Below are 26,986 nucleotides of genomic sequence, written 5' to 3'. Positions count from 1 at the left end.
AGCTATGTTCCTGAAAAGGATTGAGTTAGCAGGGTTCAAATCGTTTGCCGATAAGACGGAACTCGAATTCGTCAGGGGCATTACAGCGGTTGTCGGCCCCAATGGCAGCGGGAAAAGCAATATCAGCGACAGCATCCGCTGGGTGCTCGGCGAGCAAAGCGCAAAGAGCTTGCGCGGCGGCAAAATGGAGGATATTATATTCGCCGGGAGCGATGCGCGCAAAGCCGTTAACTTCGGCGAAGTGTCACTTACGCTGGATAACAGCGACAATGCTCTGCCGCTGGAGTACAACGAGGTTACAGTAACGCGGCGCGTACATCGCAGCGGCGACAGCGAGTATATGATTAACAAACAGCCGTGCAGGCTGAAAGATATTACGGAATTATTTATGGATACCGGTATCGGCAAGGAAGCGTACTCCATCATCGGACAGGGCAGGATCGAAGAGATTTTAAGCACACGATCCGAAGATCGCAGAGGTATTTTCGAAGAAGCTTCCGGTATCGTAAAATATAAGTCCCGCAAGCGGGAAGCGCAGAAGAAGCTCGATGATACCGAGCAGAATTTGCTGCGTATACACGATCTTGTGTCTGAGCTTGAGGACCAGGTGGAACCGCTCCGCAAGCAATCGGAGAAAGCGAAGAATTTCAAGCAGCTGAAGGAACAGCTGAAAACCTCCGAAATTTCCATGTACGTACATAATATTGAAACCGTACACACGTCTTGGAGCGATTCGAACCTGCGCATGGCCAAGCTGCAGGAGGAGAAGCTGGCGCTTTCGACGGTCGTGAGCAAGCATGATGCGCTACTGGAGAAGGACCGGGTTAAGCTGCGTGAGCTGGAGGAAGCGCTGGATCGTCTGCATGAGGCTATGCTCCAATACAGCGAAGATTACGAGAAATGCGAAGGCTACGGCGAAGTGCTCAAGGAGCGGAAACGGAATCTGGAGCAGAACCGTACGCAGCTGGAAGCGTCTATATCGGCGCAGAACGAACGAATTGCATCGCTCACAAAGGAAGAAGCGGAATTCCGCGGCAAAGCGGCGGCACTAGAAATGGAACTCGGTAACCTGCGGGAAAAGCTGGCGAGCGAAGAGGCGCAGCTCCTTGGAACGGCCGCTTCGGCCTCGGGTGACGCGGAGGAATCGCTTAAGAGCGAGCTGCTTGAGGTTCTCAGCTCAATGGCTCAGCTGCGCAATGAGATTCGTTATGCAGTCCAGCAGGAGGAGGCGCTGCAGCGCCGTATAGAGCGGCTTGGCGACGAGCACGCCAAATGGCGGGAACAGCATGGGAAGCTCAGCGCCCGGCGGACGGAGCTGCAGGAGCGGCTTGAAGCGACCCTAAGCGAGATTACTGCTGTTCGCAACCGGTATATCAGTGAGGGCGAGCAGCTGCAATCGGGGCACAAGCTGCTCGAGGAAGCTCAATCGGCCGCCAGGAAATGGGAGCAGAAGCTGGAAGCTCTGCGCTCCCGCCGCGATACGATGAAGGAAATGCAGGATGACCTGGACGGCTTCATGCAGGGCGTCCGAGAAGTCTTGAAAGCGTCGCGGCGGACGACCGGCGGGCTGGAAGGGGTACACGGCGCTGTTGCCGAGCTTGTGCGGGTGCCGGAGAAGGTCGAGCTCGCAATAGAAACGGCGCTTGGCGGCGCCCTTCAGCATGTGGTCATGAACGATGAGAAAAGCGCTCGCGCTGCCATTGCGTTCTTGAAGCAGCGCCAGCTCGGGCGGGCTACATTCCTGCCGCTTGATGTCATCCGCGGGCGGAGCGTTCCCGAACAGGAGAGGCGTTCGATAGCGGGAATAGACGGCTTTGTGGGCATTGCCGCCGAGCTTGTCTCCTGTGACCCCAAGTATGCGTCGATTGTGGAAAATTTGCTCGGCAATGTGCTTATTTCCGAAACGCTCGAGCAAGCCAACCGGATAGCGGCCAAATGCCAATACCGCTTTCGCGTCGTAACATTAGAAGGCGACGTCGTCAACGCAGGAGGCTCGATGACTGGAGGCAGTCTCCAGAAAAAAGGGGCGAACCTGCTCGGCCGTCAACGGCAGATCGAGCAGCTGGATCTGGAAATCAAATCGACGGACGAGCAGCTCGTCAAGCTGCGCGACAAAATAAGCGATCTGCGCAAGGAGCAGTCGATCCACAATCAAAATGTCGATGATTTACGGGCTCAAGGGGAGCAAAGACGTATTGAAGAACAGCATTTGCGCGCAGAGCTTCAGCAGCTGGACAATGAGAGCCGGCATCTCGATGAACAGCGTCAGCTGTTTGAAGCGGACAACGACGGCCACAAAAATGAGCTGGAGCAAATCGCGAAGTCGGCGGCTGAGGCTGAGCGGCGACTTGCCGAGCTGACGCTTGAGGAAGCCAAGATTCAGGAAGCGATACGCTATGCCGAAGAACGGCGCAAAGCGGGTGAATCCGCGAAGGAGCAGCTTCAGGATCAATTAACCGACCTCAAAATCGCGGTGGCGAAGACGGATCAGGAAAAACAATCGTTCGAAGATCAATCAGCGCGTGTCCGCGCTGAAATCGGCCGAGCAAAGCACGAGCTTAGCGGGCTTCGCGATTTATTCGCCCGGCAGGAGGAAGAGGCCGCTCATCAGGCGGAAGAAAGCGTCAGGCAGATCGAGCAGTTGAACCAGCTTCGGCTGCAGAAAGAATCGTGCGCGGAACAGACGGATATCAAGCGCTCACAGCGTGCGGATATGCTCCGCGAGCTGGAGCATGGCGAGAGCGAAACGAAGGAACAGCGTGCCAAGCTTCGCGCGGTTGAGGACGAGCTGCGACAGACCGAGATCGCCGCTAACAGGCTGGATGTAGAGCTCGACAACCTGCTTCGCAAGTTGAGCGAGGAATATGAGCTGAGCTTCGAGCTGGCGAAGGAACGTTATCCCGTTCCTGAAGATGTGTTGGCGACGCAAAACGAAGTGCGTGATTTGAAGCGAAAGATTTCCGCGTTGGGCGAGGTTAATCTTGGCGCCATTGAAGAATATGAACGCGTGAAGGAGCGTTATACGTTCCTGAGCGAGCAGAAGAATGACCTGATTGAGGCGAAGACGACGCTGTACCAAGTCATCAGGGAGATGGACGATGAAATGTCCAAACGGTTCCGCACCACATTCGAAGCTATACGCGGTCATTTTGTTCACGTTTTTGCCAAGCTTTTCGGAGGCGGTCGAGCGGATCTCATAATGGTAGAACCCGATCGCGTTCTGGACAGCGGCATCGACATCGTCGCGCAGCCCCCGGGCAAGAAGCTGCAAAACCTGCAGCTTCTGTCCGGAGGCGAAAGGGCGCTTACGGCAATCGCGCTGTTATTCGCAATTTTGCAGGTCAAACCCGTTCCCTTCTGCGTACTTGACGAAGTCGAGGCCGCGCTGGATGAAGCGAACGTGGCCAGGTTCGCCCAATATCTCCGGGAATTCTCGGAGCTTACACAATTTATCGTAGTCACACACAGAAAAGGCACGATGGAGGAAGCGGACGTACTGTACGGCGTTACAATGGAGGAAGGCGGCGTATCCAAGCTTGTCTCAGTCCGATTGGAGGACGAAGAGCCGGTATCCGCGTAAGTACACTGTAACCGCTAGACGCGCGTATGCCGCGGCTCGGTTAGCAGTACACTGTAACCGCTAGACGCGCGTATGCCGCGGCTCGGTTAGCAGTACACTGTAACCGTTAGACGCGCGTATGCCGCGGCTCGGTTATTGGTCAATAAAAAAAGCCGGTGTTCCGACGCTTATGCGCGAAGGAGCCCGGCTTTTGCAAATAACGGATGGGGGATAATCGATGAGTTTTTTTAAACGGTTGAAAGAAAGCATTTCACAGAAAACAGAAGCGGTTACGACAAAGTTTAAAGAGGGATTGACCAAGACGCGTACGGCGTTCGTCGGGAAGGTCGAGGAGCTTATCAGGCGCCGTCAGAAAATCGACGAGGCTTTCTACGAAGAGCTGGAGGAGATATTGATCGGCGCCGACGTCGGTGTCAATACGGTGATGAAGCTGATAGACGATCTGCGATCGGAGGTCAGGAAGCGGAAGATCGAAGAAGCGGCGGACCTTCAACCGATATTGTCCGAGAAGCTTATCGACCTGCTGAAGAGCGAGGAGAAAGCAAGTCTGCGCATGGCTGAGAATGGGATGACCGTCATCCTGTTTGTCGGTGTGAACGGCGTCGGCAAAACGACGACGATCGGGAAGCTTGCGCACAAGTTCAAAAGTGAAGGCAAAGGCGTCCTTCTGGCTGCAGGCGATACGTTCCGCGCCGGGGCGATCGAGCAGCTTGAGGTTTGGGGGCAGCGGGTCGGCGTCGACGTGATTAAACAAGAAGCCGGAGCCGATCCGGCGGCGGTTATGTACGATGCCATTCAAGCGGCGAAGCAGCGCGGTGTGGATGTGCTTCTGTGCGACACGGCTGGAAGACTGCAAAACAAATCCAACCTCATGGAAGAGCTGAACAAGATTTTCCGCGTCATTCAACGCGAAGTGCCGGGAGCCCCGCATGAAGTACTGCTCGTGCTGGATGCCACAACGGGGCAGAACGCACTCAGTCAGGCGAAGCTGTTCGGCGAGAAGAGCGGTGTTACGGGTCTCGTGCTGACGAAGCTGGACGGAACGGCCAAGGGCGGTATTGTTATCGCGATCCGCAGCGAACTCCACTTACCTGTGAAGTTAGTCGGACTCGGTGAAAAAATGGACGACCTGCAGGAGTTTGATTCGGAGCAATTCGTGCATGCCTTGTTTGCCGGGCTGATTCAGAAAGAGGAAGAGAACGAAACGCCGGCTTAAGGGTGACAAGGAGTTATACTTGACAGCCTATAGGCTGCTGCGCTATGATAGACGACGTGGTATTGATGTAAAGGTGTTTCCCTTGACGGAAGAGGTGGCTGAGGTGACGGTACAGGAACCTGATGCCCTTGCGAAAACAAACCGGATCAATATGTTGTTCGACTTCTACGAATTGCTGCTTACTGAGAAGCAGCGTACGTTCCTAAAATATTATTTTCATGACGATTATTCGCTCGGTGAAATCGCTGCCGAATTCGATATTAGCCGTCAGGCCGTTTACGAACACATCAAGCGTGCCGAATCGGTGCTGGAAGGCTGCGAAGCCAAGCTTAGACTGCTGGCCAAGCATGAGGCGGTGCAGATCTGGCTTGCGAAGCTTGAAGCTTGCGCAAACGGATTGACCGGAATGGATGAACTAGGCAGCGAGCTTCGGCAAATCGCTCAGGGCATTCGCGATATGGAATAAATGTATCGCAAGGTTTATGCTTACGAAGTAAGTTTTGCTCCGCAAAACTCAAGGTTTATGCTTTCGAAGTAAGTTTTGCTCCGCAAAACTCAAGGTTTATGCTTTCGAAGTAAGTTTTGCTCCGCAAAACTCTTAGAGGTGATGATCATGGCATTTGAAGGATTGTCGAGCAGGCTTCAGAATGTATTCGGCAAGCTGCGCGGTAAAGGCAAAGTGTCCGAGGACGACGTAAACGAAGCAATGCGGGAAGTTCGTCTCGCTCTTCTGGAAGCCGACGTTAACTTTAAAGTCGTAAAGGATTTTATCGCGAAGGTGAAAGAACGCGCTGTCGGCCAAGAGGTGATGAAGAGCTTCACGCCGGGCATGGTCGTTGTCGATATCGTTAATAAAGAGCTTACCGAGCTTATGGGCGGTACGCAAAGCAAGCTTGCAAAAGCAAGCAAGCCGCCGACCGTAATATTGATGGCGGGGCTTCAAGGCGCAGGTAAAACGACATCTTCGGCCAAGCTGGCCAAACTGCTGCTGAAAGAAAAGCACAAGCCGTTATTGGTGGCAGGAGATATATACCGTCCGGCTGCCATTAAACAGCTGCAGGTGCTCGGAGAACAAATCGGCGTACCGGTATTTACACTGGGAGATCAGACGTCGCCTGTCGAAATTGCCCGTGCCGGTCTGCAGCATGCTAAAGAAAACAATCACGACTATGTGATTATCGATACCGCCGGCCGGCTTCATATCGACGAGGCGCTTATGGAGGAGCTGCGGCAAATTCATACTGTCTCGAAGCCTGACGAGGTGCTGCTTGTCGTTGACGCGATGACCGGTCAAGAGGCTGTCAATGTAGCGCAGAACTTTCACAGTCAGCTGGAGCTTACGGGCGTTATTCTGACCAAGCTCGACGGTGACACGCGAGGCGGTGCGGCATTGTCGGTCAAAGCGGTTACGGGCTGCCCGATTAAATTCGCTGCAACCGGCGAAAAAATCGAGCCGCTGGAGCCGTTTCATCCGGAACGTATGGCGTCCCGTATTCTCGGCATGGGTGATATGCTCTCACTGATCGAAAAAGCGCAGACGAACATCGACGCGGATAAAGCCGCCGAGATGGAACGTAAGATGCGTACGGCGGAATTCACCTTTGAGGATTTCCTTGAGCAGATGGACCAGGTTCGTAAGCTTGGACCTCTGGATCAACTGCTGGATATGATGCCCGGAATGGGCAAGATGAAGGATATGAAGAATCTTAAGGTTGACGAGAAGCAGATCAGCAGGGTCGAAGCGATTGTTAAATCGATGACCAAGGATGAGAAGCGCAAACCGGAGATTCTGAACCACAGCCGCCGCAAACGGATCGCAACGGGCAGCGGCACCTCGGTCGCCGAGGTCAACCGGCTCATCAAGCAGTTCGACGATATGCGCAAGATGATGAAGCAGTTCTCGTCCATGATGGGCCCCAAAGGTCCTAAGGGCGGCATGAAGGGTCTCAAAGGAATGCTCGGCAAAGGGATGAAATTCCCGTTCTAGAATTCGTGCAAACGGAGCTGTATTTTACTTCGTATAATTTTGAAGGAGGTGATTTTCTTGGCAGTACGTATTCGTTTGAAACGGATCGGTGCGCATAAAGCGCCGTTCTACCGCGTTGTTGTATCCGACTCCCGTTCCCCTCGTGACGGCCGATTCATCGAAGAAATCGGCACTTATAACCCGGTTGCAAAGCCGGCTCTTGTGAGCATCGATGAAGAGAAGGCGTTGAAATGGCTTCAAAACGGAGCGCAAGCTTCCGATACGGTTCGCAACCTGCTCTCCAAAGCAGGCGTTATGACTAAGCTTCATGAACTGAAACTTCAGAAATAACTTGCTCTTTTGCGGGGGGCCTTGAGATGAAAGAATTGATTCTTGTCATAGCGAAGGCTTTAGTGGATTACCCGGAAGACGTGCGCATCGACGTGAAAGAAGACGATCGCGGCACCGTTTATATGCTTTCGGTTCATCCGAGCGATATCGGTAAAGTAATCGGCAAGCAAGGACGGATTGCCAAAGCGCTGCGGACGGTCGTAACCTCGGCCGCCGTCAAGTCGCATAAGCGTGTCTTGGTCGACATTATTTCGTAACAATCGTATATCGGGGCAGGGTTAGGACTAATCATCCTAGCCCTTTTTCGACTAATCGGAGACGGCCGTTTCCGATTGTTGGTGGAAGTAACATACGCAGCCGCTTGAAGATGGAGGAAACGTTCTTCTTGCCGGCCATGCAAAAGAGGCAGGGAATGATATGGTACAAGAATGGTTGACTGTCGGCAAAGTGGTCAATACTCACGGCATTCGCGGGGAACTTAAGGTCGTTTCCCAAACCGATTTTCCGGAGGAGCGTTTTGCGGCTGGAAGCTCGCTCACTTTGATACATCCTGAGATGGAGCAGCGTCTTCCCGTGGAAGTGCAAACCGCCAGATCCCATAAAAACATGTTTATTGTGAAGCTTAAAGGCTTCGACAACATTAACGACGTGGAAAAATATAAAGGGTGGTTGCTTAAGGTAACGAAGGAAAATCTCGTGGAGCTCGGCGAAGGCGAATACTACCAGCATGACATCATCGGCTGCCGCGTTATTACCGAAGAAGGCGAGGAGCTTGGGGTAATCACCGAAATTTTAGTTCCCGGCGCCAATGATGTCTGGGTGGTCGAGCAGCAGAAGGCAAAAGGTAAGCAGATCCTGATTCCGGTTATCGACGATGTGCTCCTTGACGTGAATGTTGGGACGAAGACCGTGACGGTTCGCCTTATGGAAGGGCTGATTTAACCCGATGCGGATCGACGTGTTAACATTGTTTCCTGAAATGTTCGACGGTGTGTTCGGGGCCAGCATTCTCGGCAAAGCACAGGGCAAAGGGCTGGTAAGCTTAAGAGCGGTTAACTTTCGGGATTATGCCAATAATAAGCATAATACAGTAGATGACTATCCTTATGGCGGCGGAGGCGGCATGGTGCTGAAGCCGGAGCCGCTGTTTGCCGCCGTCGAGGATTTAATGCCGGAAGCTGGTAAGCGGCCCCGAGTCATTCTCATGTGCCCGCAGGGAGAGCCCTATTCGCAGCGCAAAGCGGAAGAGCTCGCCGCGCAGGAGCACCTGGTGTTCGTTTGCGGCCACTATGAAGGTTATGACGAGCGGATTCGCGAGCATCTTGCGACGGACGAGCTGTCGATCGGCGACTATGTGTTGACGGGAGGCGAGCTGCCTGCGATGGTCGTTATCGACAGTGTGGTGCGTCTGCTCCCTGGCGTGCTCGGCAATGAAACCTCTGCAGTAACGGATTCCTTCAGTACGGGACTTCTCGAATATCCACATTACACCCGGCCTGCTGTTTTCAGAGAATGGGAGGTTCCTGAAATTCTTCTCTCCGGGCATCATGCTAAGGTAGAAGCATGGAGGCGCGAGCAGTCTTTGCTGCGGACGCTGAAACGCCGGCCCGAGCTGCTGGAACAGGCAGAGCTCACGAAGAAGGAACAGGAATGGCTGAAACGAATGGCCGAACGGGAACGCAGTGACGCTGAGGAATAAACATACGGTTCCAAGCGATTCAGTCTAAAGGGCTAATTATTGCGGCATACTCGCAAAAATTAGTGAAAGAGATAGAATCTTATTGTTTTATGTGTGAATATGTGATAAAATTTCTGATGTTGCTTTTGTAAAGTCGGGCGGTCCGCTAGGAAGCCATGATCCGGTTCAAGAGGAGCCGGTGAGCTTATATGAACGCCTATGGTGGAAGGAGTGAATCAAATGAATCTTGTACAAGCGATTTCGCAAGAACAGCTGCGGAAAGATCTTCCTAACTTTCGTCCTGGAGACACGCTGAAGGTACACGTTAAAGTTATCGAGGGTACCCGTGAGCGGATCCAGCTTTTTGAAGGCGTCGTTATCAAACGTCGCGGCGGCGGCATCAGCGAAACATTTACTGTTCGTAAAATTTCGTATGGCGTTGGCGTAGAAAGAACGTTCCCGGTGCATTCGCCGAAGCTCGAGAAGATTGAAGTAGCTCGCCGTGGTAAAGTTCGCCGCGCGAAACTGTACTATCTTCGCAGTCTTCGTGGTAAAGCCGCGAGAATTAAAGAAATCCGTTAATGATACGACCAGAGGGGGGCTTGCGCAAACAAGTCCCTTTTTCGTATTTCCATGCACCAGATTTTGTAACAGAAGAGGTGGAATTTATGGACCAACCGCATCGCACGGATGAAGGAAACCAAGAAATCGTTGAAACAGCACGCACGGAAACAGTCCAAGCATCAGAGAAAAAGGAAGCGGAGATATTGACACCGACAGAGCGGCGCGGAGGACGCGCGCAGAAAGAAGTCATGGAATGGGTGAAGGCGCTCGCGATCGCCGCGCTGCTTGTCGTAGTCATCCGCTATTTTCTATTTGCACCGTTTATAGTTGACGGACCTTCAATGGAGACGAATTTTTATACCGGTGAACGGTTAATTGTCAATAAGGTTATTTATGATTTCCGCCAGCCGAAGCATGGGGAAGTCATTGTATTCCATGTGCCGCAAGAAGGCCGGGATTTTATTAAACGCGTAATCGGGGTTCCCGGGGACAAAGTAAAGCTCGAAGGCGACAACCTGTACATAAACGGTAAAAAAGTCGATGAGCCTTATTTGAAACAATCGATTGACGCGGCCAAGGCCAAAGGCGAAGTGTTCAACAATACAGGACCCGACCGAAATTTTCCAAATGAAAATTTTACCACCGATATCGTACCTCCGGACACGGTTCTGGCATTCGGAGACAACAGGCGGAATAGTAAAGACAGCCGGATGATCGGTTTTGTGCCTATAAGTCAGATTGTCGGACGGGCCGACGTTATTTTCTGGCCGATGGACAAGATTTCGTTCGTGAAACAAGGATGAGGTGACAGCATGACGATTCAGTGGTTCCCCGGACATATGACGAGAGCCCGGCGGCAAATTCAAGAGAAGCTCAAGTTGATCGACATTGCAATTGAGCTGCTTGATGCGCGCGTTCCGCTCTCGAGCCGGAACCCCATGATTGACGAAATACTGCAGGGCAAGCCTCGCCTGATCGTTCTCAATAAAGCGGATTTGGCCGATAGCCGCACGACGGAACAGTGGATAGCCGCTTTCAGCGGTAAAGGTCATGCCTGTATTGCCGTCGACTCGTCAACAGGTACGAAGGTGAATGAGATACCGGTCAGAACCAAACAATTGCTGCATGAGAAGATCGCCAGGCAGATATCCAAAGGCATGAATCCACGCGCGGTTCGCGCGCTTATCGTCGGCATTCCGAACGTTGGCAAATCGACTCTCATCAACCGGCTTGCAGGGCGGAATATTGCTGCTACTGGCGACCGTCCCGGCGTCACCAAAGGCCAGCAGTGGATTAAGGTCGGTACGGAAATGGAGCTGCTCGATACGCCGGGTATTCTCTGGCCGAAATTCGAGGATCAGTTGGTCGGCTATCGCCTCGCAATGACAGGCGCCATTAAGGAGCAAATTCTTAATGTTGAGGACGTCGCTTTCTTCGCGGTCAAAGAGCTGGTGAAGCGGTATTGGCCGACGATGGCCGAACGGTTTGGCATCGTAGAGCCTCCGAAGGATACCGAGGATCAGGATGAAATCGTACGCGTCATGGAGGATATCGGACGCAAGCGCGGCTGTATCGTCAGTGGAGGGCGCGTCGACCTGGAGAAGACCTCCGGCATTATTTTGCGGGAGCTGAGAGCCGGAAATCTGGGCCGTATTTCACTCGAAACGCCTGAAGACATGGGATAAAGGAAACCGGCCGCCTCTGTTAAGCGGCCGGTTTTACATAGAAAGTTCTCAATGAATCTTCGCGAAATGGGCGCGAAGAGGGGAATGGGGAGAATCTGGATGCTGGAGTTTGAACGGCCTTTATGGGAGAAAGGCTGTCGCTTCATTGCCGGGATCGACGAGGTAGGACGCGGCTGCCTCTTCGGCGACGTGGTGGCGGCGGCAGTTATTTTGCCGGAGGGTCTCGAGATCGAAGGGGTAGACGACTCGAAGAAATTGTCCGAGAAGAGGCGTGAGGAGCTGTATGATATCATAACGGCTCATGCAATCGCTTGGACGGTATCAAGGGTGGATGCTTCGACTATCGATGCCATCAACATCAAGCAGGCTTCTCGGCTTGCCATGAAACAGGCGGTATTAAAGCTCTCCACTGAGCCTGATCATCTGCTGGTGGATGCCGAGAAAGTGGATTGCGACGTGCCGCAAATTGCCATTATTAAGGGCGACGGACGAAGCCAATCGATCGCCGCGGCTTCGATAATCGCGAAAGTGACCCGCGATCGGCTGTGCATGGAAGAATGGGATGCGATTTATCCCGCTTACGGGATTGCAGTACATAAAGGATATGCCACAAGATTACACCGGGAAAAGCTGCTCGAATATGGACCGAGTCCGATGCACCGGCAGTCGTTTCTGGGGAAGCTCTTTGTGGAGCAGCAAGTACTGTTTTAGGCTGGTTTTGTTAAGAGAGAGACCGCCCCGGCAGGCATGGTGTGACCGTTTTCCGGTTCACATTGGCTTGTCTGAGGCGGTTTTTTCTCTATGTGCACGTATTACGATTATGCGGGTGTGCCGGCCAGCGAAGCATTGTGGCGGAGGGGAGAAGGGGAAACGGACCCAAGCGTGGAGAATTCCCATTCGGACAGACGCAGACAGCCCTTTTTCTTACTGCAGGTTAACGGAAGAGGCTGACGGTGCCGATACATACAGTATAGTATGGGAATCGGCAAGAACTGCGGCTAAGGCAGGACATATTGGCCGATCGTTGAAGGGAAAGGAAGCGTGGGACTGTGAATATCGGACAGTTAATGAAGGGGCTTCTCGGCGATGTTCAAGCAGGCGACGGTAAAGCGCTGGAGCTCAAGGTAGGTCAAATCGTGCGCGGCGTCTTCATACAGATGCTGGATAATCAAGACGCGCTTATACAAATCAACGGCACGCAGGTTCGCGCACGGTTGGAGACGCAGGTCCTGCCAGGTCAAACGACGCTGCTCCAGGTACAGCCGCAGTCACTCGGGGGCATGCTTGTCCTGAAGACGGTCGATCAGCAAGCCATTATGCAGCCCGAGGAAGGTTTGAGGGAGTGGATCAAGTCTTCGGGGCTGCCTGATCAAAAATGGACGCATGAGCTGGTCCGCGATGTGCACCGGGACGGCGGCGCAGCAATGACCCGGGAAACGGCTGTGCAGTTTCAGCAAGCGGCTGCCGCCATGCCGGCCGGCGGCGATGTGAGGATATGGATGCAGGCGGCCGCGCTTGCTTTTAAGCGCGGTCTGCCGATGACAGGCGCTACGATAGGCGCGCTTCAGCAGGTGATGTCCGGAGCGCCGGCGCATGCCCTGCTGGAGGCGCTGGAGCAGGGGCTTGCCGCCTGGAGCGGCGGCGGGTCCGCCGGGAGTGCGGCGGACGAGGCCGCTCCGCCTGGCGCGGCGCAGGCGGCCGCAGCGAAGCTGCAAGCGCTGCTGGCCGAAGGGGCAGCGCTGATGCGCGCTGCGCAAGCCGGGCGCAGCCGGCCGCCGCAGGCGCGCACGGCGCTGCCGTGGGCGGCGCCGCGGGCGCGGAGCGCCCGGCCAGCGGCGGCGCTGGCGCAGCCGCTGCGCCGGAGGCGGGAGCAGCAGGCGATGCCGCTGCTCCTTTAGCTGCGCGAAGCGCAGCAATGGCCGCGCCAGCGGCTGGCGGCGCGGCAGCGCCGGCCGCTGGGCCGGCAGCGCCAAGCGGCGCGCGGCAGGCCGACGCAGGCGCCCTAGGGGCCGCAGGCGCGCCGCACACGGCTGGCGCACCGCAATCGGCCGGCGCTTCTCAAAGCGCAGCTGCGCCGTTACAGAGCGCCGGGCACGCCGGCTTAGGCGAAACTGCGCCTGCCAGGCATAACGGCGGCGGCTGGGTTGGCCAGCTGATCAAATGGCTTGGTGTCGACCACGAGCGTCTGCTTGCCGCTTCGGTATCGAACAGCCCGCAGAAGGAAGTCAGTCAAACCAAACAACCCGGGGAAGGATCAAAACTTCAACAGCCGGAAAACAAACCGGCAGCCCTGCATCAAACGGAACCTGAATACTCAGGACGGTCTGAACGGGCGGCTCTTACTATTAATACATCAATTGAGAAAGCGCAGCTGCCCGCGCCCCCCGGAACACAGCTCACGGATGACGGAGCTTTGCGGCCTGATGCGGCGAAACCCGCCATGGACTCACTCAAGAGCGCATTAATGACGCTTGCGTCGAGTGACGACGTTCCACAAGCACTTCGGGATACCGCACAGCAGCTCGTCCAGCATATCACCGGTCAACAGCTTCTTCTGACGCCTGAACGGACAAACACGCCTTTTACGCATGTAACGATGTTTATCCCGCTGCAGGGGCCGGATGGCGGTCAGACCGCATCCGTACATATTCAGACCAGGCGCGGCCGCAAAGGCGAGCTTGACGGGAATAACTGCCGTCTGCTTTTCGATTTGCGTATGAAGACACTTGGCGAAACCGTCGTAGATGTGAACGTTGTGGATAAAATCGTCAGCCTGAATTTGTGGAACGACCACCCCGCAATCTCGGAACTTCTCGAAGCTTCGCGGAGTGAAATGAACGAAGCGCTGCAAAATGCCGGATTTCAGCTGCTTTCGTTACGTTCTACGCCTATGCCTGACCGCAGAGCGGACAGCCCGGGCGGGCCTGAAATAAAGCCGGGCGGTCCTTCGCCCGCGCATCCCGACTGGTCCACAAAACGGTATAAAGGGGTGGATTTTCGCGTATGAGCGAACTTAATGGGAATAAAACTAATGCGGGACTGCCTCTTCCCCCGCCGAAGAAAGCCGTCGCGCTCATGTACGAGCCCGGTGAGCGCAGCGCCCCGGTCGTTGTAGCGAAAGGCAGCGGTAAAATAGCCGAAGCCATTATGGACAAGGCGGCCCAACACGGTGTTCCGATCCAGCAGGATTCTTCTTTGGTCGAAGTATTATCGAAGCTGGATATTGATCAGGAAATCCCGCATGAACTATATACATTGGTCGCGGAGATATTATCTTTCGTCTACCGTTCGGACCGGAGAGCGGGGGAGATCGCGAAGTGAGCGGGCTTCAATCAGATAACAAGGCAGGAAAGTCTCTCGGCTCAAGACAATCGACCGGAAAACTGGGCGAGGAAGCCGCAGCGGAACGGCTCATTGAAGAGGGCTATACATTACTGCACCGGAACTGGCGCTGCCGTTCAGGTGAACTGGATATTGTCGCAAGACAGGGTTCGGTTATCGTGGTGGTAGAGGTCAGAGCGAGAACAACCGGAGGCCGATTCGGAACCGCGCTCGAATCCATTGACGTCCGCAAGCAGCGGCAGGTGCGAACGACCGCGGAAGTTTATTTGCAGGCGAACCGGCTGTTTGGAGTACCTGTCCGTTTTGATGTCATCGCAATTACGATAGACCGTAATACAAGCTGTATTACCGAATTCAGGCATATACGAGAGGCTTTTTAAAGCCGCGCCGCAATATAAAAAGCATTCCGAACCGCAGTACATCACGATTCGGGATGCTTTTTAATTTATTCCTTCGCTCTCTTTAGAGCGTCTGTAATTTTCGATCGAGGCTCCTGTAGCCGATGGCTTCCGCGACATGCTGACCGTCTACACGATCAAAGCACTCGATATCGGCGATTGTCCGAGCCAGCTTTAAAATCCGATCATGAGCGCGAAGACTTACTCCCAGCGTGTCGAATGCCAATCTCAGCATCTGATCGGCATCTTTGGTAAGGGCAATGGCCCGTCGCAGCGACGCGCCGGCAAGCTCGGCCACGGGCCGGCTGTTATGGTAACGCTCGCGCTGACGTTCATGGGCTTGCCGCACAATAAGACGCATTTCGGCAGACGTCATCCCGGGTTTCAAGCCTTCTGACGTTAACGGACGCGGGACTTCGATATGCATGTCGATACGGTCCAGCAGCGGTCCCGATATCTTAGTCCGGTAACGGGCGATTTGCTGATTCCCGCATTGGCACCGCTGTTCCTCCGTATCGTGGCCATAATATCCGCACGGGCAGGGATTCATAGAAGCTGCAAGCAGAAAGTTCGCCGGAAACCGGAATACAGCCCTTGACCTGGCAATTGTAACCTCGCGGTCCTCAAGCGGCTGCCTCAGCACTTCCAGAGCTGCTCGTGTAAATTCAGGAAGTTCGTCCAAAAACAATACTCCCCGATGCGCCAGCGTTGCTTCTCCGGGGCGGGGGATCGACCCGCCGCCGATTAGACCGGCTGACGAAATTGTATGATGAGGCGTGCGGAACGGGCGCTCGCGCATTAAAGACGGCAAGCCGCCCGGCAGCTTCCCGGCGGCGCTGTATATTTTGGTAACCTGAAGCGCCTCTTCCTCATCAAGCGGCGGCATAATGCCGGGCAGTCTGCGGGCAAGCATTGTTTTTCCGGTGCCGGGCGGACCGGATAGAAGGACGTTATGAAACATTATCATGCCAAGGAAAACTCAATAATGGCGCGGGTTTAGCGGATTCATAAAATAGCTAGCAAAATTTATAGACAACCAATTACATAATATGTTAAAATTAAAACAAATCCGAAAGCATTGGTCAAAACAGCCTTCGAGCGAAAGCATCGCCGGAGGCTGTTTTGTTTTACGAGGATATAGCAATAATATGCTCAAACTGTCGTAGGATGCTGCACAAAAGAAGACCGTGGCTCTCAAAAGAACAGTTACGAGCGTTGATTTCGAGATGAAATATATATATGTACCAGAATCGCATTTATCGAGAAATAATTTTACTGTAAAGGAAAATTGAATGAAAATTTTCACCGATGAGTCCGGAGACTTTTCTCTCACTAATACCATAAACCCAAGCCTAGTCGCCAGCTTGATTTGTACAGAAGATATATACGAAGGAATAAAACGATTTATGTACTCATTTGAAGAGCGAAACAGCGATGGAAAAGAAACAAAAGGGTCTCACCTCACATACGAGCAACGGCTCAAAGTGTGCCGTTTCATTAAAAAAAATCGAACCGAAATGAAAATTGGGCTAACAATTGTATCTCCCAAGATGGTCTCGCAGGACAATTTAATTGATTACCGCGCTTTACAAAGTGAGACGTTTGAGCGAAACAAACAATGGTATTTAAATCACGGAGGAAAACACTTCCTTTCTCATTACGACAAGCTTATAAAAATAGCCCTATATCAAACTCGAATGAGCGATGAAGAGTTTTTACAAGCCTTATTACTTGTTCAGCAACTTCATAGAGTGTTGACTTTTTTTATGGTATATTTTTACGAACCTAAATATCGAAGGTGTTTTAAGGAATTTCAATTTGTATTTGATAGAAAACTCCCCGGAAAACTAGCAGGTATGGAAAAATATTTTCAAACGTATGTTATGCCTTTTTTGGACGCACAATCCAAATTGGGAGACAAGATCCCTATCGTTGATGTATGGAAAAAAGGGCATCCGTTTATAGACCGTTACATGCTTGAGCTTAAAGATGGGAAAAGGGGAATTTATTTGAACAAAATATTCGGTGACAACTGTACGTTTATGGATTCAAAAGATGAACCGGGTCTACGTCTTGTGGATATTATTTCAAACACTGTATATAATTACTTGGTGAATCCGGACAATCCCCAATATGATAAATGTTATCACCTATTACAAAGTGCTATGGGTGGGAAAAATAATCAACCTTTATTTCACATCATGTTACGAAATAAAGAAGATTATAAGTACAGGGAACCCGATTGACATAAGTTTAGAATCCTCTCCACGTAAACCAAACGTAAATGACTTTGAAAACTCCAAGTATGTGTAATGGGAGTTTTTTTGTCTCGAATCGGCATAAGAGTCTTTTCTTGAAAATGGAATCACAGGGTATCGAATTAAATATCCTATGATGTAATGACAATCTGGTTTGTCAGTGGACTATTCCAAGCGGCAATACGATGAATTGAGGTATTCTACGTTTACATGTCATTGATTGCATGTAACACTGGTATACAGAGAACCCCCCCCAAATTCGCTTTGAATTTGAGGGTTATATCTGTTAAGGACGTAATTGTTCACGAAGTGTTCTCATGTACTTTAGAATAGAGGTTTTAGCGATAAAAGATAGAAGTCTGTAATTAATGAGATACTTCTCAAAGCCTTTTTCTTTATCCCTGATGCTTACTCTCTCAAAGAAGTGTTCGAAAGTTTCTGGAGAAGTGTGAGGTGTCGCTTCTCCTTCATGAGAATATTTGGAACGGATATTATAGGTATCCTCTATAATTGTCTTAATGTCCTTGTCTTTAAAATCGTTTGGGTACACTTCAAACCATTTCTTCTTTGTTATCCAATTAGGACCCGTTTGTGTATCACCATATGATGGCATGTCCTGGAAGTGATGTTCTAGACCGTGCCACTCTGAAATTGGACAATACTCTAGGATGAATTTGGTAAACCGTTTTGTTAACTGATGACTATTTTTTTGAAAACTTGTAAATTGCCCGAGTAAGCTTTTGACCGCTTTGTGCTCTTTTGCTAGTTTCTCCCATTGCTCTTCTTGTGGATCTACTTTTATTTCAATAGGTATTGCCATCTGTGCGACTCCCTCGATGGCTGACACTAATAAATAATAGGCTAATGAAAAGTCATCTCTTTTGTTATTATGTGCCAATTGGATTAGGCGTATGGACTGCATAAATCTCTTATACGTTTCATAAGGTAGCTCATAAAGAATTTCAACAACTTCCTCTAGTTCTGAAGCAAACCCTTGAATCTTCTCGTCAGGTAAGGAAGTCTTTACTCCTCCAGGCCCAGCAACTCTTTGAGGGAATAGCATAGCTATGGACTCATCCCCAGTCAAAAAAATGGCTTCATCGTCTCTAGGGGCTTTAGTTGGGCGCGAGCTCACAAACGAAAAAAGAGAGCTTAGAGCAATAATATATAAGTGATACCTACGCTGCACTTTACAGTCAAAAAGAGTTACAGGAGAAATAAAACTTTGATAATGTGTAGGAAAGAGATTCACTTTCTTGGTTGGATGAATCTTGAATTTGCTGAGTTTAAGTTCAGTACGCAAATCAAAATCCAAAAGAAGATAGCCTTTTATTTCAGAATTACTTTGAACATCTAAATAGGAACTTTCTTCTAGTCTGAATACTTCAATACATTCACCAAACATAACTTGGTCAGCAGAAACAGCTCTAGTCATATACATAGCCCCCCTTATTATCCAAATCTAATAATAGGTTAGCATATCTGGATAAATTATGAAACTCTTCAATGTAATTAAAGATTTAGCTGATGGTATGTAAACACTGGAATACGGAAAAAGCCCGTGGACTTTTGTCCAAAGGCTTTTTTACTTTAGGAATTATTCTGTTTGTCCCGTGCTCTTTTAAATGCTTCAAAAAGTGCTTTCTGTTTTCTTTTTTGACTTGGTATATGTAAACACTTAGTGTTTAGATAGACTTCACTGTTCAAGCACTATATGATTTTATTAAACACTTATTCTTGGAAAGGTGAGAACTAAAATGCAAAACATTTGTGCATTGTGCGGAAAACAGTGCTCTGTTCAAGGTGAAGATATTGTAGAAATAAATTGCGACACCTGTGGAATTTACAAAATCACTAGGGAAGCATATGAGGATTTACCTTCTGAACGTAGACTTCATCAAAGCGGGCAATTGGTGAAAGCTTCTGCTTATGTAAGGTACCGTACAATTCAAAATCAACCTACCATAACGCTTTTTTTATCGGATAATCATCCAAGTGCAAATGAAATCACCCCACGAATAACTATTCATGAGATAATTCAGAACTTTCCTCTAATTTCAGATCGATTAGATATGGCACTAATGAATATATCCAAATTGTCCAAATTTTCTGGGGATCGAGTCGAACTACTTACAAGGGATTATCCTGTTTTCTTCCCGGATTCAACAGAAACACCAGCATCATTTTTTATCATGAAGCAATTAATAGATGATGGTTACATTGATGGAACAGTTGGTTTCCCAGCAAAGCTTATGTTGTTGCCAAAAGGGTGGAAAAGAGTATCAGAAATCGAAGAAGGTAACATTCCCGAGTCAAAACAAGCATTTACTGCGATGTGGTTTGATCAATCCATGTTAGATATTTTTAACAGTCACATATGTAGAGCTGTAAAAGATGCCGGATATGAACCATTCATTATTCCAATGAAGGAACACAATGACGATATTACAGATCATATTATTGCTGAAATAAGGAAGAGCAAGTTTGTGATTGCCGATTTTACAGGACAAAGGGGTGGCGTTTACTTCGAGGCTGGCTTTGCCTACGGTCTTGGATTACCTGTAATTTGGACATGCCGAGAAGATTGGTTTAAGACAACTGTAGATGTTGAAATAAGTGCTCAGTCTCTAGACGGAACTGCAATTAAAGTCTTACATAAAGAAAATCGCTATATACATTTCGATCTTGAACATTACAATTTTATAATTTGGGAAGATGGAGAAGACCTCTATAACCGCCTTTACAATAGAATAAGAGCAACAATTGTATAACATGAATGCAGCATGACAATGTAACACAACATGAGGACGTTATGCTTCCCGGCGGCTGCAACTAACAGTGCCCGCTTCGCATGATGCTGTCCGAGCACATCGCCGTAATCGCCGTTTGCGAATAGTAATTCTTCCGCAGAGCCGTCCGCGCCGTTGGCCAGCCCGTTAGTCTCGGCATTATAGCGAAGCGCTGTCCAGCCTTGTTCCAAGGGACTGGCCCCGATACATTCGGCAAGCTCGCGCAAATGACCTGCCGCATAGAGCTCCATGCCCTCAATGCATGCTGCTTCCGCAGCGTTGCCCATTGGCAGCAGAACGCGATGCATACCGCTCAGCTTTGCCTGTTCGACCATCGCGAGCACGCCGGGGACCGGCCGGACTTCACCGTTCAATGCCAGTTCTCCAAGCACGAGCGTACCGCTGAACGGAGCGGAACTGAGCTGCCCGCTGGCGGATAGAATGCCCGCGGCAATAGCCAGATCGAATGCAGTGCCCTCCTTGCGCAAATCTGCCGGCGCCAAATTGACGGTAATTCGTTCCATCGGAAACTTAAACCCGCAGTTTTTGACGGCAGATCTGACGCGTTCCACCGATTCGCGGACGGCCGGGTCGGGCAAACCGACAACATTCACTTGCGGAAGCCCGTTCGAAATATCGACTTCAACGTCGATTAATCGTCCTTCCACGCCGTACACGCTGGCACTGCATAAGCTGCTGTACATACAAAAAGCACCTCCATCGTCATTCGGATGAAGGTGCTTCCTCACTGATCCGTAGCTAAATATGTAAGCCCATCATAATATAACGGTAAAATTGCTGTCAATCTTCCGACCTATGTAAAAAAGCTTCAATCTCCCCACGATGCTGGGCATCGTGCTCGGTAAATCCCTTCAAATAATCAATAACGGTAAAAATTTGCCCGTCTCCGTCTATGTGTTCGAAATAAAGGTCTTCCTCCGACAGGCCTCGCAGCTTCCCGATTATTTCATTACGGCAGGCGATCGTTTGATCCAGCATTTCGGCTTGACCAATAGTGAGTGCATAAGGACGGGCATTTTGATTGAAGGTATCGTAATCAACATGTTTAAGCGTGACAGGGGTTCCTTCTGCAATCTTCGCAATCGCCTCTTCCAGAAAATAACGGTCCCAAAGCAAGATATGCGAGATAACTTCCCGCATGGCCCATTTGTCCGGTTTCAGCGGCAGTACCCACGTTTTACCTTGAACCAATCTCAGCGAATCGACAAAATAGACGAATGAATGAAATGATTTAAGCAGCTCGGTTGAAGTTTGAATATAATTCACGTCCTCTCAACATTTTCCTATTTCAGAATATCACGAACGTCTGTTCGAAAGCAATATTTTCTAATCGTTTGGCCATACTACAAGTGGTTGGCGGACTTGGCGCGTTTTTGTCTGCAATGTATTGCCTTCCATCTCAAATCGAGATGAAACTAATATCAAAAGGATGGCTTTTATATAGTGAAAAAGTAAGGAAAGCGGAATCAAAACATGATACAATAATTACGGTTTTGTGTACATACGTAGGATTTGACTGCGGATAGGAGGATTCTCGTCAATGAATATCCATGAGTATCAAGGCAAAGCGGTATTGAAACAATACGGGGTCGTCGTTCCTGAAGGTAAGGTGGCGTTCTCTGTCGACGAAGCGGTGGAAGCGGCTAAGTCGCTCGGCACACCGGTTGTCGTCGTAAAGGCGCAAATCCATGCAGGTGGACGCGGTAAAGCGGGCGGCGTTAAGGTCGCCAAAAATTTGGACGAGGTGCGCGCATACGCCAGCGAAATTCTCGGTAAAGTGCTTGTCACCCATCAAACGGGTCCTGAAGGTAAAGAAGTGAAGCGCCTGCTTATCGAGCAAGGCTGCGACATTAAGAAAGAGTACTACATCGGCCTCGTTGTCGATCGCGGCACCGGACGGATCGTCATGATGGCATCCGAAGAGGGCGGCACGGAGATTGAAGAAGTCGCCGAGCACTCCCCGGAGAAAATTTTTAAAGAAGTCATAGATCCTGCTGTCGGCATGCAGCCGTTCCAAGCCAAAAAGCTGGCCTATGCGATCAATATTCCGAACGAGCTGGTGAACAAAGCGGCTCAATTCATGCTGTCGCTGTATGCCGCATTTGTGGACAAGGACTGCTCGATTGCCGAGATCAACCCGCTCGTCGTTACCGGCGACGGCAATGTCATGGCGCTTGACGCCAAGCTGAATTTCGATTCCAACGCGCTCTACCGCCATAAAGATATCCTCGAGCTGCGGGATCTGGAAGAAGAAGACGAGAAGGAAATCCAAGCGTCCAAGTTCGACCTCAGCTATATCGCGCTCGACGGCAACATCGGCTGTATGGTTAATGGCGCCGGTCTGGCCATGGCAACGATGGACATTATCAAATATTACGGCGGCGACCCGGCGAACTTCCTCGATGTAGGGGGCGGCGCTACGAAAGAGAAAGTTACGGAAGCCTTCAAAATCATTCTCTCCGACGAGAAAGTGAAGGGCATTTTCGTTAACATTTTCGGCGGCATCATGAAGTGCGACATTATTGCCGACGGCGTTATCGCAGCGGCTAAAGAGCTTGGCTTGAACCGTCCGCTGGTGGTCCGGCTGGAAGGCACGAACGTGGAGCTTGGCAAAAAAATGCTGAACGAATCCGGACTGAACATCGTGGCCGCAGACTCCATGGCCGACGGCGCGCAAAAAATCGTCGCGCTCGTGAAGTAATCTGTCCATTCAACGCATTGCGGCATACGAATTCATATAGGGGATGTGAGTCTCGAAATGAGCATTTTGGTAGGAAAAGATACAAAAGTCATTACACAGGGCATTACGGGTAAAACCGCTCTGTTCCACGCCAAGGGAGCCCTTGACTACGGCACCCAAATGGTCGGAGGAACATCGCCGGGCAAAGGCGGCACGAAGGTGGATATTACGCTTGAGAACGGGGAAACCGTTTCTCTTCCGGTATTCAATACGGTAGCCGACGCCGTTGCAGGGACGGGCGCTACCGCCTCTGTTATCTATGTTCCGCCGGCGTTCGCAGCCGATGCGATCATGGAAGCAGTAGATGCGGAGCTTGAGCTCGTCATTTGCATTACGGAAGGTATTCCTGTAATCGACATGATCAAGGTGTCACGTTACATGGAAGGCCGCAAGACGCGTCTCATCGGACCTAACTGTCCAGGCGTCATTACACCGGACGAATGCAAAATCGGCATTATGCCAGGCTACATCCATACGAAAGGCCATGTCGGCGTCGTATCCCGAAGCGGAACGCTTACCTATGAAGCGGTTCATCAGCTCTCGACGCGAGGCATCGGACAATCGTCCGCAGTGGGCATCGGCGGAGATCCGGTCAAAGGCTCCGAGTTCATCGATATTCTTAGCATGTTCAATGAAGATCCGGACACCTACGCAGTCATTATGATCGGTGAAATCGGCGGATCCGCCGAGGAAGAAGCTGCGGAGTGGGTTAAAGCAAACATGACGAAGCCTGTCGTCGGCTTCATCGGCGGGGCAACGGCTCCTCCGGGCAAACGGATGGGTCATGCCGGGGCAATCATATCCGGTGGTAAAGGAACGGCCGCAGAGAAGATCTCTACACTTGAGAAATGCGGTATAAAAGTGTCGCCGACACCTTCGGAGATGGGCTCTACACTCGTTAGCGTTCTTGAAGAGCGCGGACTTCTGGAGAAGTGCATTACGAAGAAATAATCGAAAAAACAGTGCAATATAAGGTAAGCAACCTTTCGTCACCCATAACGGGCGCGGAGGTTGCTTTTTTTTATTTCAAGTTGAGGGCCGGCTTGCATTCTGATTCCATGTCAAGCAAAATAGGATAAGGATGCTGGCCGCCCTTGCAAACGAAGGGACGAGTGCGACCATATGTTTAATGAAGCGATTCGAAGAGAAATGCTTATCACATTACACGAAATACCCGGTATAGGCTGGCAGACGATTCGTAAAGCCGTCGAATACGGGGGTTGGCATACTTATGGACGATTTACCCCGGAAGCATGGAGCTCATCGGTCGGGTTACGGCCGGAGCAAGCGGAAGCGGCTGCCGAGGCATTCCATGCTGCAAACGAAACGTTGCGCAACGAACGTTTCGCTCAGCTTGGAGTGAGCGTCATTACCCGGTTCGATGAGGCGTATCCTGCACTGTTGAAGCAAATCCCGCAGCCTCCGTGGGTATTATATGCAATAGGCAATACAGAACTACTGACGCGCCCGGCAATTGCGATAGTGGGCACTAGAGGCCCTACAGCCTACGGACGCCGTACGGCGGAAGATCTGGCAGAGCGACTGTCCGCAAGAGGTTTGACCGTAGTCAGCGGCCTGGCCAAGGGCATCGACGGTTTCGCGCATCAAGGTGCGCTGCTCCAAAAGGGAGGCACGATTGCAGTTCTTGGTACCCCCATCGATAAAATATACCCTCCGGAGAACAGATCGCTGTACAGGGACATTGCTTATGGCGGAAACGGGCTGGTTCTGTCGGAGGTGCCGATTGGAACGCCGTTTCATCCGGGATTGTTTCCCTTGCGCAACCGGATTATCGCAGGGCTGTCTCTCGGGACCGTTGTAGTCGAGGCGGCGGAGCGAAGCGGCTCGCTCATAACGGCGGATCAGGCACTTGATATGTCAAGAGATGTCTTTGCCGTGCCGGGACCGATTTCCTCCCCAAAAAGTGCTGGTACGAACAAGCTCATCAGGGAATCCGGAGCGAAGCTTGTTTCGGCCGTAGAGCATATATTGGAGGAATATGCAGGAAGGCTCCCGCTCGCAACGGACGGGTCTGTTCGAGAAGCGTCCGCATCACAGCCGGACACACAACCGTTAACGGATGATGAGTCGACAATTTATCGTTTGCTGCAGGATCAGCCGCGTTCGATGGACGAACTGCATGAGCTTTCCATGTTCCCGTTTGGACTTTTACACGCAGTTCTGATAAATTTAACTATAAAACGGAAGATTGAACAACATCCCGGTTCCATATATAGTGTAAGGTAACATGCAGTCGAGAGGAGGGCATTAGCGATGGCGGATTCATTAGTTATAGTCGAATCACCGGCAAAAGCGAAAACAATCGGCAAATATTTAGGCAGCAAATTCATCGTCAAAGCCTCGATGGGCCATATTCGCGATTTGCCCAAAAGCCAAATCGGCGTTGAAGTCGAGAATGATTTCAACCCCAAATATATAACGATCCGCGGAAAAGGCAGCGTTCTCAAAGAACTTAAAGACGCAAGCAAGAAAGTGAAAAAAGTGTATCTCGCGGCCGACCCCGATCGCGAGGGTGAAGCGATAGCCTGGCATTTGGCGCATTATCTGGAGATCAACGAGAGCGATTCGTGCAGAGTCGTATTTAATGAAATAACAAAGCAAGCCGTCAAGGATGCCTTCAAGACGCCGCGCCCGATCAATATGGATCTTGTGAACGCTCAGCAGGCGCGGCGCATCCTGGATAGGCTTGTCGGTTATAAAATCAGCCCTCTCCTTTGGAAAAAAGTCAAGAAGGGGCTTTCTGCCGGTCGTGTCCAGTCCGTAGCGGTTAAACTTATTATCGACCGCGAGAATGAAATCGACGCGTTCGTGCCGGAAGAATATTGGACGATCACGGCGCAGCTGAAGCATGGCGCAGCGTCCTTCGAAGCGAAGTTTCATTCCCTGAACGGAGAGAAACGGGAGCTTGGGAGCGAGCGGGACGTCGAGGAAGTGCTTCGTGCAATGGGTTCTTCACTGTATACCGTGGCCGACGTCAGAGAAAAAGAACGGCTGCGGAACCCGGCGCCGCCTTTTATTACAAGTTCGCTTCAACAGGAAGCGGCGCGCAAGCTCGGCTTCCGCGCTTCCAAAACGATGTCGGTCGCTCAACAGCTGTATGAGGGCGTCGATCTGGGCAAAGAAGGGACAGTCGGGTTGATCACTTACATGCGTACCGACTCTACCCGTATTTCGCCTGTCGCGCAGGAAGAGGCGAAAGGCTATATCGAGCAGAAGTATGGCGCTCCTTATGCGCCTGAACAGCCTCGCGTCTATGCAAAGAAAAACAGCAATGCGCAGGATGCCCATGAAGCGGTTCGTCCGACATCCGTGCATCGCGATCCCGACACTGTAAAAGAGTTTTTGAGCCGCGACCAGTTCCGGCTATACAAGCTTGTTTGGGAGCGGTTTGTAGCCAGCCAAATGACATCAGCCGTACTCGATACGATGACGGTGGATTTGTCGGTAGGTACCGCTACGTTCAGGGCGGTTGGCTCGAAGGTGAAATTCCAAGGATTTATGAAAATTTACGTCGAAGGCAATGACGACGGCTCGACGGAAGAGGAAAAGTTTCTTCCACCGCTTGCAGTCGGTGATGTCGCTGAGCAGGAAGCTTTGGATCCGAAGCAGCATTTTACCCAGCCCCCTCCGCGTTATTCGGAAGCCCGGCTGGTACGTACGATGGAGGAAGTCGGTATCGGACGTCCAAGCACCTACGCGCCGACGCTTGAGACCATCCAGAAACGCGGATATGTGGCGATGGAAGAGAAGAAGTTCATTCCGACGGAGCTCGGAGAGCTTGTTATTCAGCTTATGGAAGAGTTTTTTCCGGAAATTCTCGATGCCGAATTTACCGCCCACATGGAAGAAGACCTTGACCATGTAGAAGACGGTAAAGAGGATTGGGTGCGTGTTCTCGGTTCTTTCTACGAATCGTTCGAGAAGCGGCTTGTAGTGGCTGAGGACGAGATGAAGGAAATAGAAATTCAAGACGAAGTGTCTGATGAGACTTGCGAGAAGTGCGGCCGTCATCTGGTCTACAAGATGGGCCGTTTCGGCAAGTTTCTCGCTTGCTCCGGGTTTCCGGAGTGCCGCAATACGAAGCCGATTGTGAAAGATATCGGCGTGGCATGTCCCAAGTGCGCCGCCGGCAAGATTATCGAACGCCGCAGCAAGAAAGGGCGCTTCTTCTATGGCTGCGATCAATATCCGGGATGCGATTATGTTTCTTGGGATAAACCGGCTGCCAAAGCGTGCCCCGAATGCAGCAGCCTGATGGTAGAGAAGCGCAACCGGAGCGGTGCGAAACTTCAGTGTACGCAATGTGAACATAACGAAGAAGTACTCGAAGAGCAGGACCATGCAGAAGTATAATGTTTGCTTCGCTGGATGAAAGGG

The 26,986-nt window shown here is 51.1% G+C and carries 26 protein-coding genes; 22 read left to right on the top strand and 4 right to left on the bottom strand.

All coding sequences use genetic code 11. The features are described 5' to 3' along the window. The first annotated feature begins 4 nt into the window (after positions 1 to 4). From smc to KZ483_RS18140, 16 genes are all read left to right on the top strand, one after another. A complete protein-coding gene (smc, locus tag KZ483_RS18215; protein ID WP_220348949.1) occupies positions 5 to 3,580 on the top strand; it encodes a chromosome segregation protein SMC in 3,576 nt (1,191 codons plus the stop codon). Between the two features lie 217 nt (positions 3,581 to 3,797). Beyond that, the gene (ftsY, locus tag KZ483_RS18210; RefSeq protein WP_220348947.1) at positions 3,798 to 4,796 is read left to right on the top strand and encodes a signal recognition particle-docking protein FtsY; all 999 of its coding nucleotides are present in this window, start codon (positions 3,798 to 3,800) and stop codon (positions 4,794 to 4,796) included. 151 nt (positions 4,797 to 4,947) lie between these two features. Further along, on the top strand, positions 4,948 to 5,262 hold the full coding sequence (gene ylxM / locus KZ483_RS18205) for a YlxM family DNA-binding protein (RefSeq protein ID WP_397376214.1): 315 nt from the start codon (positions 4,948 to 4,950) through the stop codon (positions 5,260 to 5,262). Between the two features lie 147 nt (positions 5,263 to 5,409). Further along, entirely contained in the window at positions 5,410 to 6,783 is a 1,374-nt protein-coding gene (gene ffh / locus KZ483_RS18200) for a signal recognition particle protein (RefSeq protein ID WP_220348945.1), read from the top strand. Between the two features lie 57 nt (positions 6,784 to 6,840). Continuing rightward, positions 6,841 to 7,113: a 30S ribosomal protein S16 gene (rpsP, locus tag KZ483_RS18195; RefSeq protein WP_125656513.1), complete on the top strand. Its 273-nt coding sequence runs from the start codon at positions 6,841 to 6,843 to the stop codon at positions 7,111 to 7,113. Between the two features lie 26 nt (positions 7,114 to 7,139). Continuing rightward, positions 7,140 to 7,370 (top strand): KH domain-containing protein, encoded by a 231-nt coding sequence (locus KZ483_RS18190; protein WP_220348944.1) that lies wholly within the window; start codon positions 7,140 to 7,142, stop codon positions 7,368 to 7,370. A 160-nt stretch (positions 7,371 to 7,530) separates the two neighbouring features. Next, on the top strand, positions 7,531 to 8,055 hold the full coding sequence (rimM, locus tag KZ483_RS18185) for a ribosome maturation factor RimM (RefSeq protein ID WP_220348943.1): 525 nt from the start codon (positions 7,531 to 7,533) through the stop codon (positions 8,053 to 8,055). Between the two features lie 4 nt (positions 8,056 to 8,059). After that, positions 8,060 to 8,812 (top strand): tRNA (guanosine(37)-N1)-methyltransferase TrmD, encoded by a 753-nt coding sequence (trmD, locus tag KZ483_RS18180; protein ID WP_220348941.1) that lies wholly within the window; start codon positions 8,060 to 8,062, stop codon positions 8,810 to 8,812. A gap of 219 nt (positions 8,813 to 9,031) precedes the next feature. Beyond that, a complete protein-coding gene (gene rplS / locus KZ483_RS18175; RefSeq protein WP_220348939.1) occupies positions 9,032 to 9,373 on the top strand; it encodes a 50S ribosomal protein L19 in 342 nt (113 codons plus the stop codon). A gap of 86 nt (positions 9,374 to 9,459) precedes the next feature. Beyond that, entirely contained in the window at positions 9,460 to 10,158 is a 699-nt protein-coding gene (gene lepB, locus KZ483_RS18170; protein ID WP_220348937.1) for a signal peptidase I, read from the top strand. 9 nt (positions 10,159 to 10,167) lie between these two features. Next, entirely contained in the window at positions 10,168 to 11,040 is an 873-nt protein-coding gene (gene ylqF, locus KZ483_RS18165; RefSeq protein WP_220348935.1) for a ribosome biogenesis GTPase YlqF, read from the top strand. A gap of 99 nt (positions 11,041 to 11,139) precedes the next feature. Further along, positions 11,140 to 11,751: a ribonuclease HII gene (locus tag KZ483_RS18160; protein ID WP_220353525.1), complete on the top strand. Its 612-nt coding sequence runs from the start codon at positions 11,140 to 11,142 to the stop codon at positions 11,749 to 11,751. 338 nt (positions 11,752 to 12,089) lie between these two features. Further along, on the top strand, positions 12,090 to 12,938 hold the full coding sequence (locus tag KZ483_RS18155) for a hypothetical protein (protein ID WP_220348934.1): 849 nt from the start codon (positions 12,090 to 12,092) through the stop codon (positions 12,936 to 12,938). Then, on the top strand, positions 12,839 to 14,047 hold the full coding sequence (locus KZ483_RS18150; RefSeq protein ID WP_220348932.1) for a flagellar hook-length control protein FliK: 1,209 nt from the start codon (positions 12,839 to 12,841) through the stop codon (positions 14,045 to 14,047). The genes KZ483_RS18155 and KZ483_RS18150 overlap by 100 nt, the downstream gene beginning before the upstream one ends. Beyond that, positions 14,044 to 14,361 (top strand): EscU/YscU/HrcU family type III secretion system export apparatus switch protein, encoded by a 318-nt coding sequence (locus KZ483_RS18145; protein WP_220348930.1) that lies wholly within the window; start codon positions 14,044 to 14,046, stop codon positions 14,359 to 14,361. The genes KZ483_RS18150 and KZ483_RS18145 overlap by 4 nt, the downstream gene beginning before the upstream one ends. Further along, positions 14,358 to 14,762: a YraN family protein gene (locus tag KZ483_RS18140; protein ID WP_220348928.1), complete on the top strand. Its 405-nt coding sequence runs from the start codon at positions 14,358 to 14,360 to the stop codon at positions 14,760 to 14,762. Before KZ483_RS18145 ends, KZ483_RS18140 begins: the two co-directional genes overlap by 4 nt. A gap of 82 nt (positions 14,763 to 14,844) precedes the next feature. Here KZ483_RS18140 and KZ483_RS18135 read toward each other — a convergent pair whose 3' ends face one another. After that, positions 14,845 to 15,741, bottom strand: a complete 897-nt coding sequence (locus KZ483_RS18135; protein WP_309568592.1) for a YifB family Mg chelatase-like AAA ATPase — start codon at positions 15,739 to 15,741, stop codon at positions 14,845 to 14,847. Positions 15,742 to 16,072: 331 nt separating this feature from the next. Between KZ483_RS18135 and KZ483_RS18130 the strand changes: the two genes are divergently transcribed. After that, positions 16,073 to 17,026 (top strand): DUF3800 domain-containing protein, encoded by a 954-nt coding sequence (locus KZ483_RS18130; RefSeq protein ID WP_220348926.1) that lies wholly within the window; start codon positions 16,073 to 16,075, stop codon positions 17,024 to 17,026. A 298-nt stretch (positions 17,027 to 17,324) separates the two neighbouring features. On the opposite strand, the gene KZ483_RS18125 is transcribed toward KZ483_RS18130, so the two are convergent. Then, a complete protein-coding gene (locus KZ483_RS18125; protein ID WP_220348924.1) occupies positions 17,325 to 18,473 on the bottom strand; it encodes a hypothetical protein in 1,149 nt (382 codons plus the stop codon). 322 nt (positions 18,474 to 18,795) lie between these two features. Between KZ483_RS18125 and KZ483_RS18120 the strand changes: the two genes are divergently transcribed. After that, entirely contained in the window at positions 18,796 to 19,809 is a 1,014-nt protein-coding gene (locus KZ483_RS18120) for a nucleoside 2-deoxyribosyltransferase (protein ID WP_220348922.1), read from the top strand. On the opposite strand, the gene KZ483_RS18115 is transcribed toward KZ483_RS18120, so the two are convergent. Both KZ483_RS18115 and KZ483_RS18110 read right to left on the bottom strand, forming a co-directional pair. Next, on the bottom strand, positions 19,779 to 20,531 hold the full coding sequence (locus KZ483_RS18115) for a magnesium chelatase domain-containing protein (RefSeq protein ID WP_220348921.1): 753 nt from the start codon (positions 20,529 to 20,531) through the stop codon (positions 19,779 to 19,781). The two genes, KZ483_RS18120 and KZ483_RS18115, sit on opposite strands and share 31 nt — an antisense overlap. A gap of 97 nt (positions 20,532 to 20,628) precedes the next feature. Beyond that, positions 20,629 to 21,114, bottom strand: coding sequence for a DinB family protein (locus tag KZ483_RS18110; protein ID WP_220348919.1), 486 nt, complete (start codon positions 21,112 to 21,114; stop codon positions 20,629 to 20,631). Between the two features lie 274 nt (positions 21,115 to 21,388). On the opposite strand from KZ483_RS18110, the gene sucC reads away from it, so the two are divergent. The 4 genes from sucC to topA all read left to right on the top strand — a co-directional run bounded on the left by sucC (position 21,389) and on the right by topA (position 26,962). Next, positions 21,389 to 22,549 (top strand): ADP-forming succinate--CoA ligase subunit beta, encoded by a 1,161-nt coding sequence (sucC, locus tag KZ483_RS18105; protein ID WP_220348917.1) that lies wholly within the window; start codon positions 21,389 to 21,391, stop codon positions 22,547 to 22,549. Positions 22,550 to 22,606: 57 nt separating this feature from the next. Continuing rightward, positions 22,607 to 23,539, top strand: coding sequence for a succinate--CoA ligase subunit alpha (gene sucD, locus KZ483_RS18100; RefSeq protein WP_220348916.1), 933 nt, complete (start codon positions 22,607 to 22,609; stop codon positions 23,537 to 23,539). A 198-nt stretch (positions 23,540 to 23,737) separates the two neighbouring features. Continuing rightward, positions 23,738 to 24,835, top strand: a complete 1,098-nt coding sequence (gene dprA / locus KZ483_RS18095) for a DNA-processing protein DprA (RefSeq protein ID WP_258881320.1) — start codon at positions 23,738 to 23,740, stop codon at positions 24,833 to 24,835. Positions 24,836 to 24,862: 27 nt separating this feature from the next. Beyond that, positions 24,863 to 26,962: a type I DNA topoisomerase gene (gene topA / locus KZ483_RS18090; protein ID WP_220348912.1), complete on the top strand. Its 2,100-nt coding sequence runs from the start codon at positions 24,863 to 24,865 to the stop codon at positions 26,960 to 26,962. Positions 26,963 to 26,986 lie beyond the last annotated feature (24 nt).

The sequence above is a fragment of the Paenibacillus sp. sptzw28 genome (assembly GCF_019550795.1).
In the GTDB taxonomy this organism is placed as follows: Bacteria; Bacillota; Bacilli; order Paenibacillales; family Paenibacillaceae; genus Paenibacillus_Z.
The sequence above is the reverse complement of the archived record's forward strand: the minus strand, read 5'-3'. Positions and strand labels throughout refer to the sequence as shown.

What these genes read in the sequence shown, in the direction of transcription:
- rimM (WP_220348943.1), top strand. Translation starts at nt 7,531, where the DNA reads ATGGTACAAGAATGGTTGACTGTCGGCAAAGTGGTCAATACTCACGGC.
- rplS (WP_220348939.1), top strand. Translation starts at nt 9,032, where the DNA reads ATGAATCTTGTACAAGCGATTTCGCAAGAACAGCTGCGGAAAGATCTT.
- ftsY (WP_220348947.1), top strand. Translation starts at nt 3,798, where the DNA reads ATGAGTTTTTTTAAACGGTTGAAAGAAAGCATTTCACAGAAAACAGAA.
- sucD (WP_220348916.1), top strand. Translation starts at nt 22,607, where the DNA reads ATGAGCATTTTGGTAGGAAAAGATACAAAAGTCATTACACAGGGCATT.
- trmD (WP_220348941.1), top strand. Translation starts at nt 8,060, where the DNA reads ATGCGGATCGACGTGTTAACATTGTTTCCTGAAATGTTCGACGGTGTG.
- dprA (WP_258881320.1), top strand. Translation starts at nt 23,738, where the DNA reads ATGCTTATCACATTACACGAAATACCCGGTATAGGCTGGCAGACGATT.
- KZ483_RS18130 (WP_220348926.1), top strand. Translation starts at nt 16,073, where the DNA reads ATGAAAATTTTCACCGATGAGTCCGGAGACTTTTCTCTCACTAATACC.
- KZ483_RS18125 (WP_220348924.1), bottom strand. Translation starts at nt 18,473, where the DNA reads ATGACTAGAGCTGTTTCTGCTGACCAAGTTATGTTTGGTGAATGTATT.
- lepB (WP_220348937.1), top strand. Translation starts at nt 9,460, where the DNA reads ATGGACCAACCGCATCGCACGGATGAAGGAAACCAAGAAATCGTTGAA.
- KZ483_RS18115 (WP_220348921.1), bottom strand. Translation starts at nt 20,531, where the DNA reads ATGTACAGCAGCTTATGCAGTGCCAGCGTGTACGGCGTGGAAGGACGA.
- topA (WP_220348912.1), top strand. Translation starts at nt 24,863, where the DNA reads ATGGCGGATTCATTAGTTATAGTCGAATCACCGGCAAAAGCGAAAACA.
- smc (WP_220348949.1), top strand. Translation starts at nt 5, where the DNA reads ATGTTCCTGAAAAGGATTGAGTTAGCAGGGTTCAAATCGTTTGCCGAT.
- KZ483_RS18190 (WP_220348944.1), top strand. Translation starts at nt 7,140, where the DNA reads ATGAAAGAATTGATTCTTGTCATAGCGAAGGCTTTAGTGGATTACCCG.
- KZ483_RS18120 (WP_220348922.1), top strand. Translation starts at nt 18,796, where the DNA reads ATGCAAAACATTTGTGCATTGTGCGGAAAACAGTGCTCTGTTCAAGGT.
- ylxM (WP_397376214.1), top strand. Translation starts at nt 4,948, where the DNA reads ATGTTGTTCGACTTCTACGAATTGCTGCTTACTGAGAAGCAGCGTACG.
- ylqF (WP_220348935.1), top strand. Translation starts at nt 10,168, where the DNA reads ATGACGATTCAGTGGTTCCCCGGACATATGACGAGAGCCCGGCGGCAA.
- sucC (WP_220348917.1), top strand. Translation starts at nt 21,389, where the DNA reads ATGAATATCCATGAGTATCAAGGCAAAGCGGTATTGAAACAATACGGG.
- KZ483_RS18160 (WP_220353525.1), top strand. Translation starts at nt 11,140, where the DNA reads ATGCTGGAGTTTGAACGGCCTTTATGGGAGAAAGGCTGTCGCTTCATT.
- KZ483_RS18145 (WP_220348930.1), top strand. Translation starts at nt 14,044, where the DNA reads ATGAGCGAACTTAATGGGAATAAAACTAATGCGGGACTGCCTCTTCCC.
- ffh (WP_220348945.1), top strand. Translation starts at nt 5,410, where the DNA reads ATGGCATTTGAAGGATTGTCGAGCAGGCTTCAGAATGTATTCGGCAAG.
- KZ483_RS18135 (WP_309568592.1), bottom strand. Translation starts at nt 15,741, where the DNA reads ATGTTTCATAACGTCCTTCTATCCGGTCCGCCCGGCACCGGAAAAACA.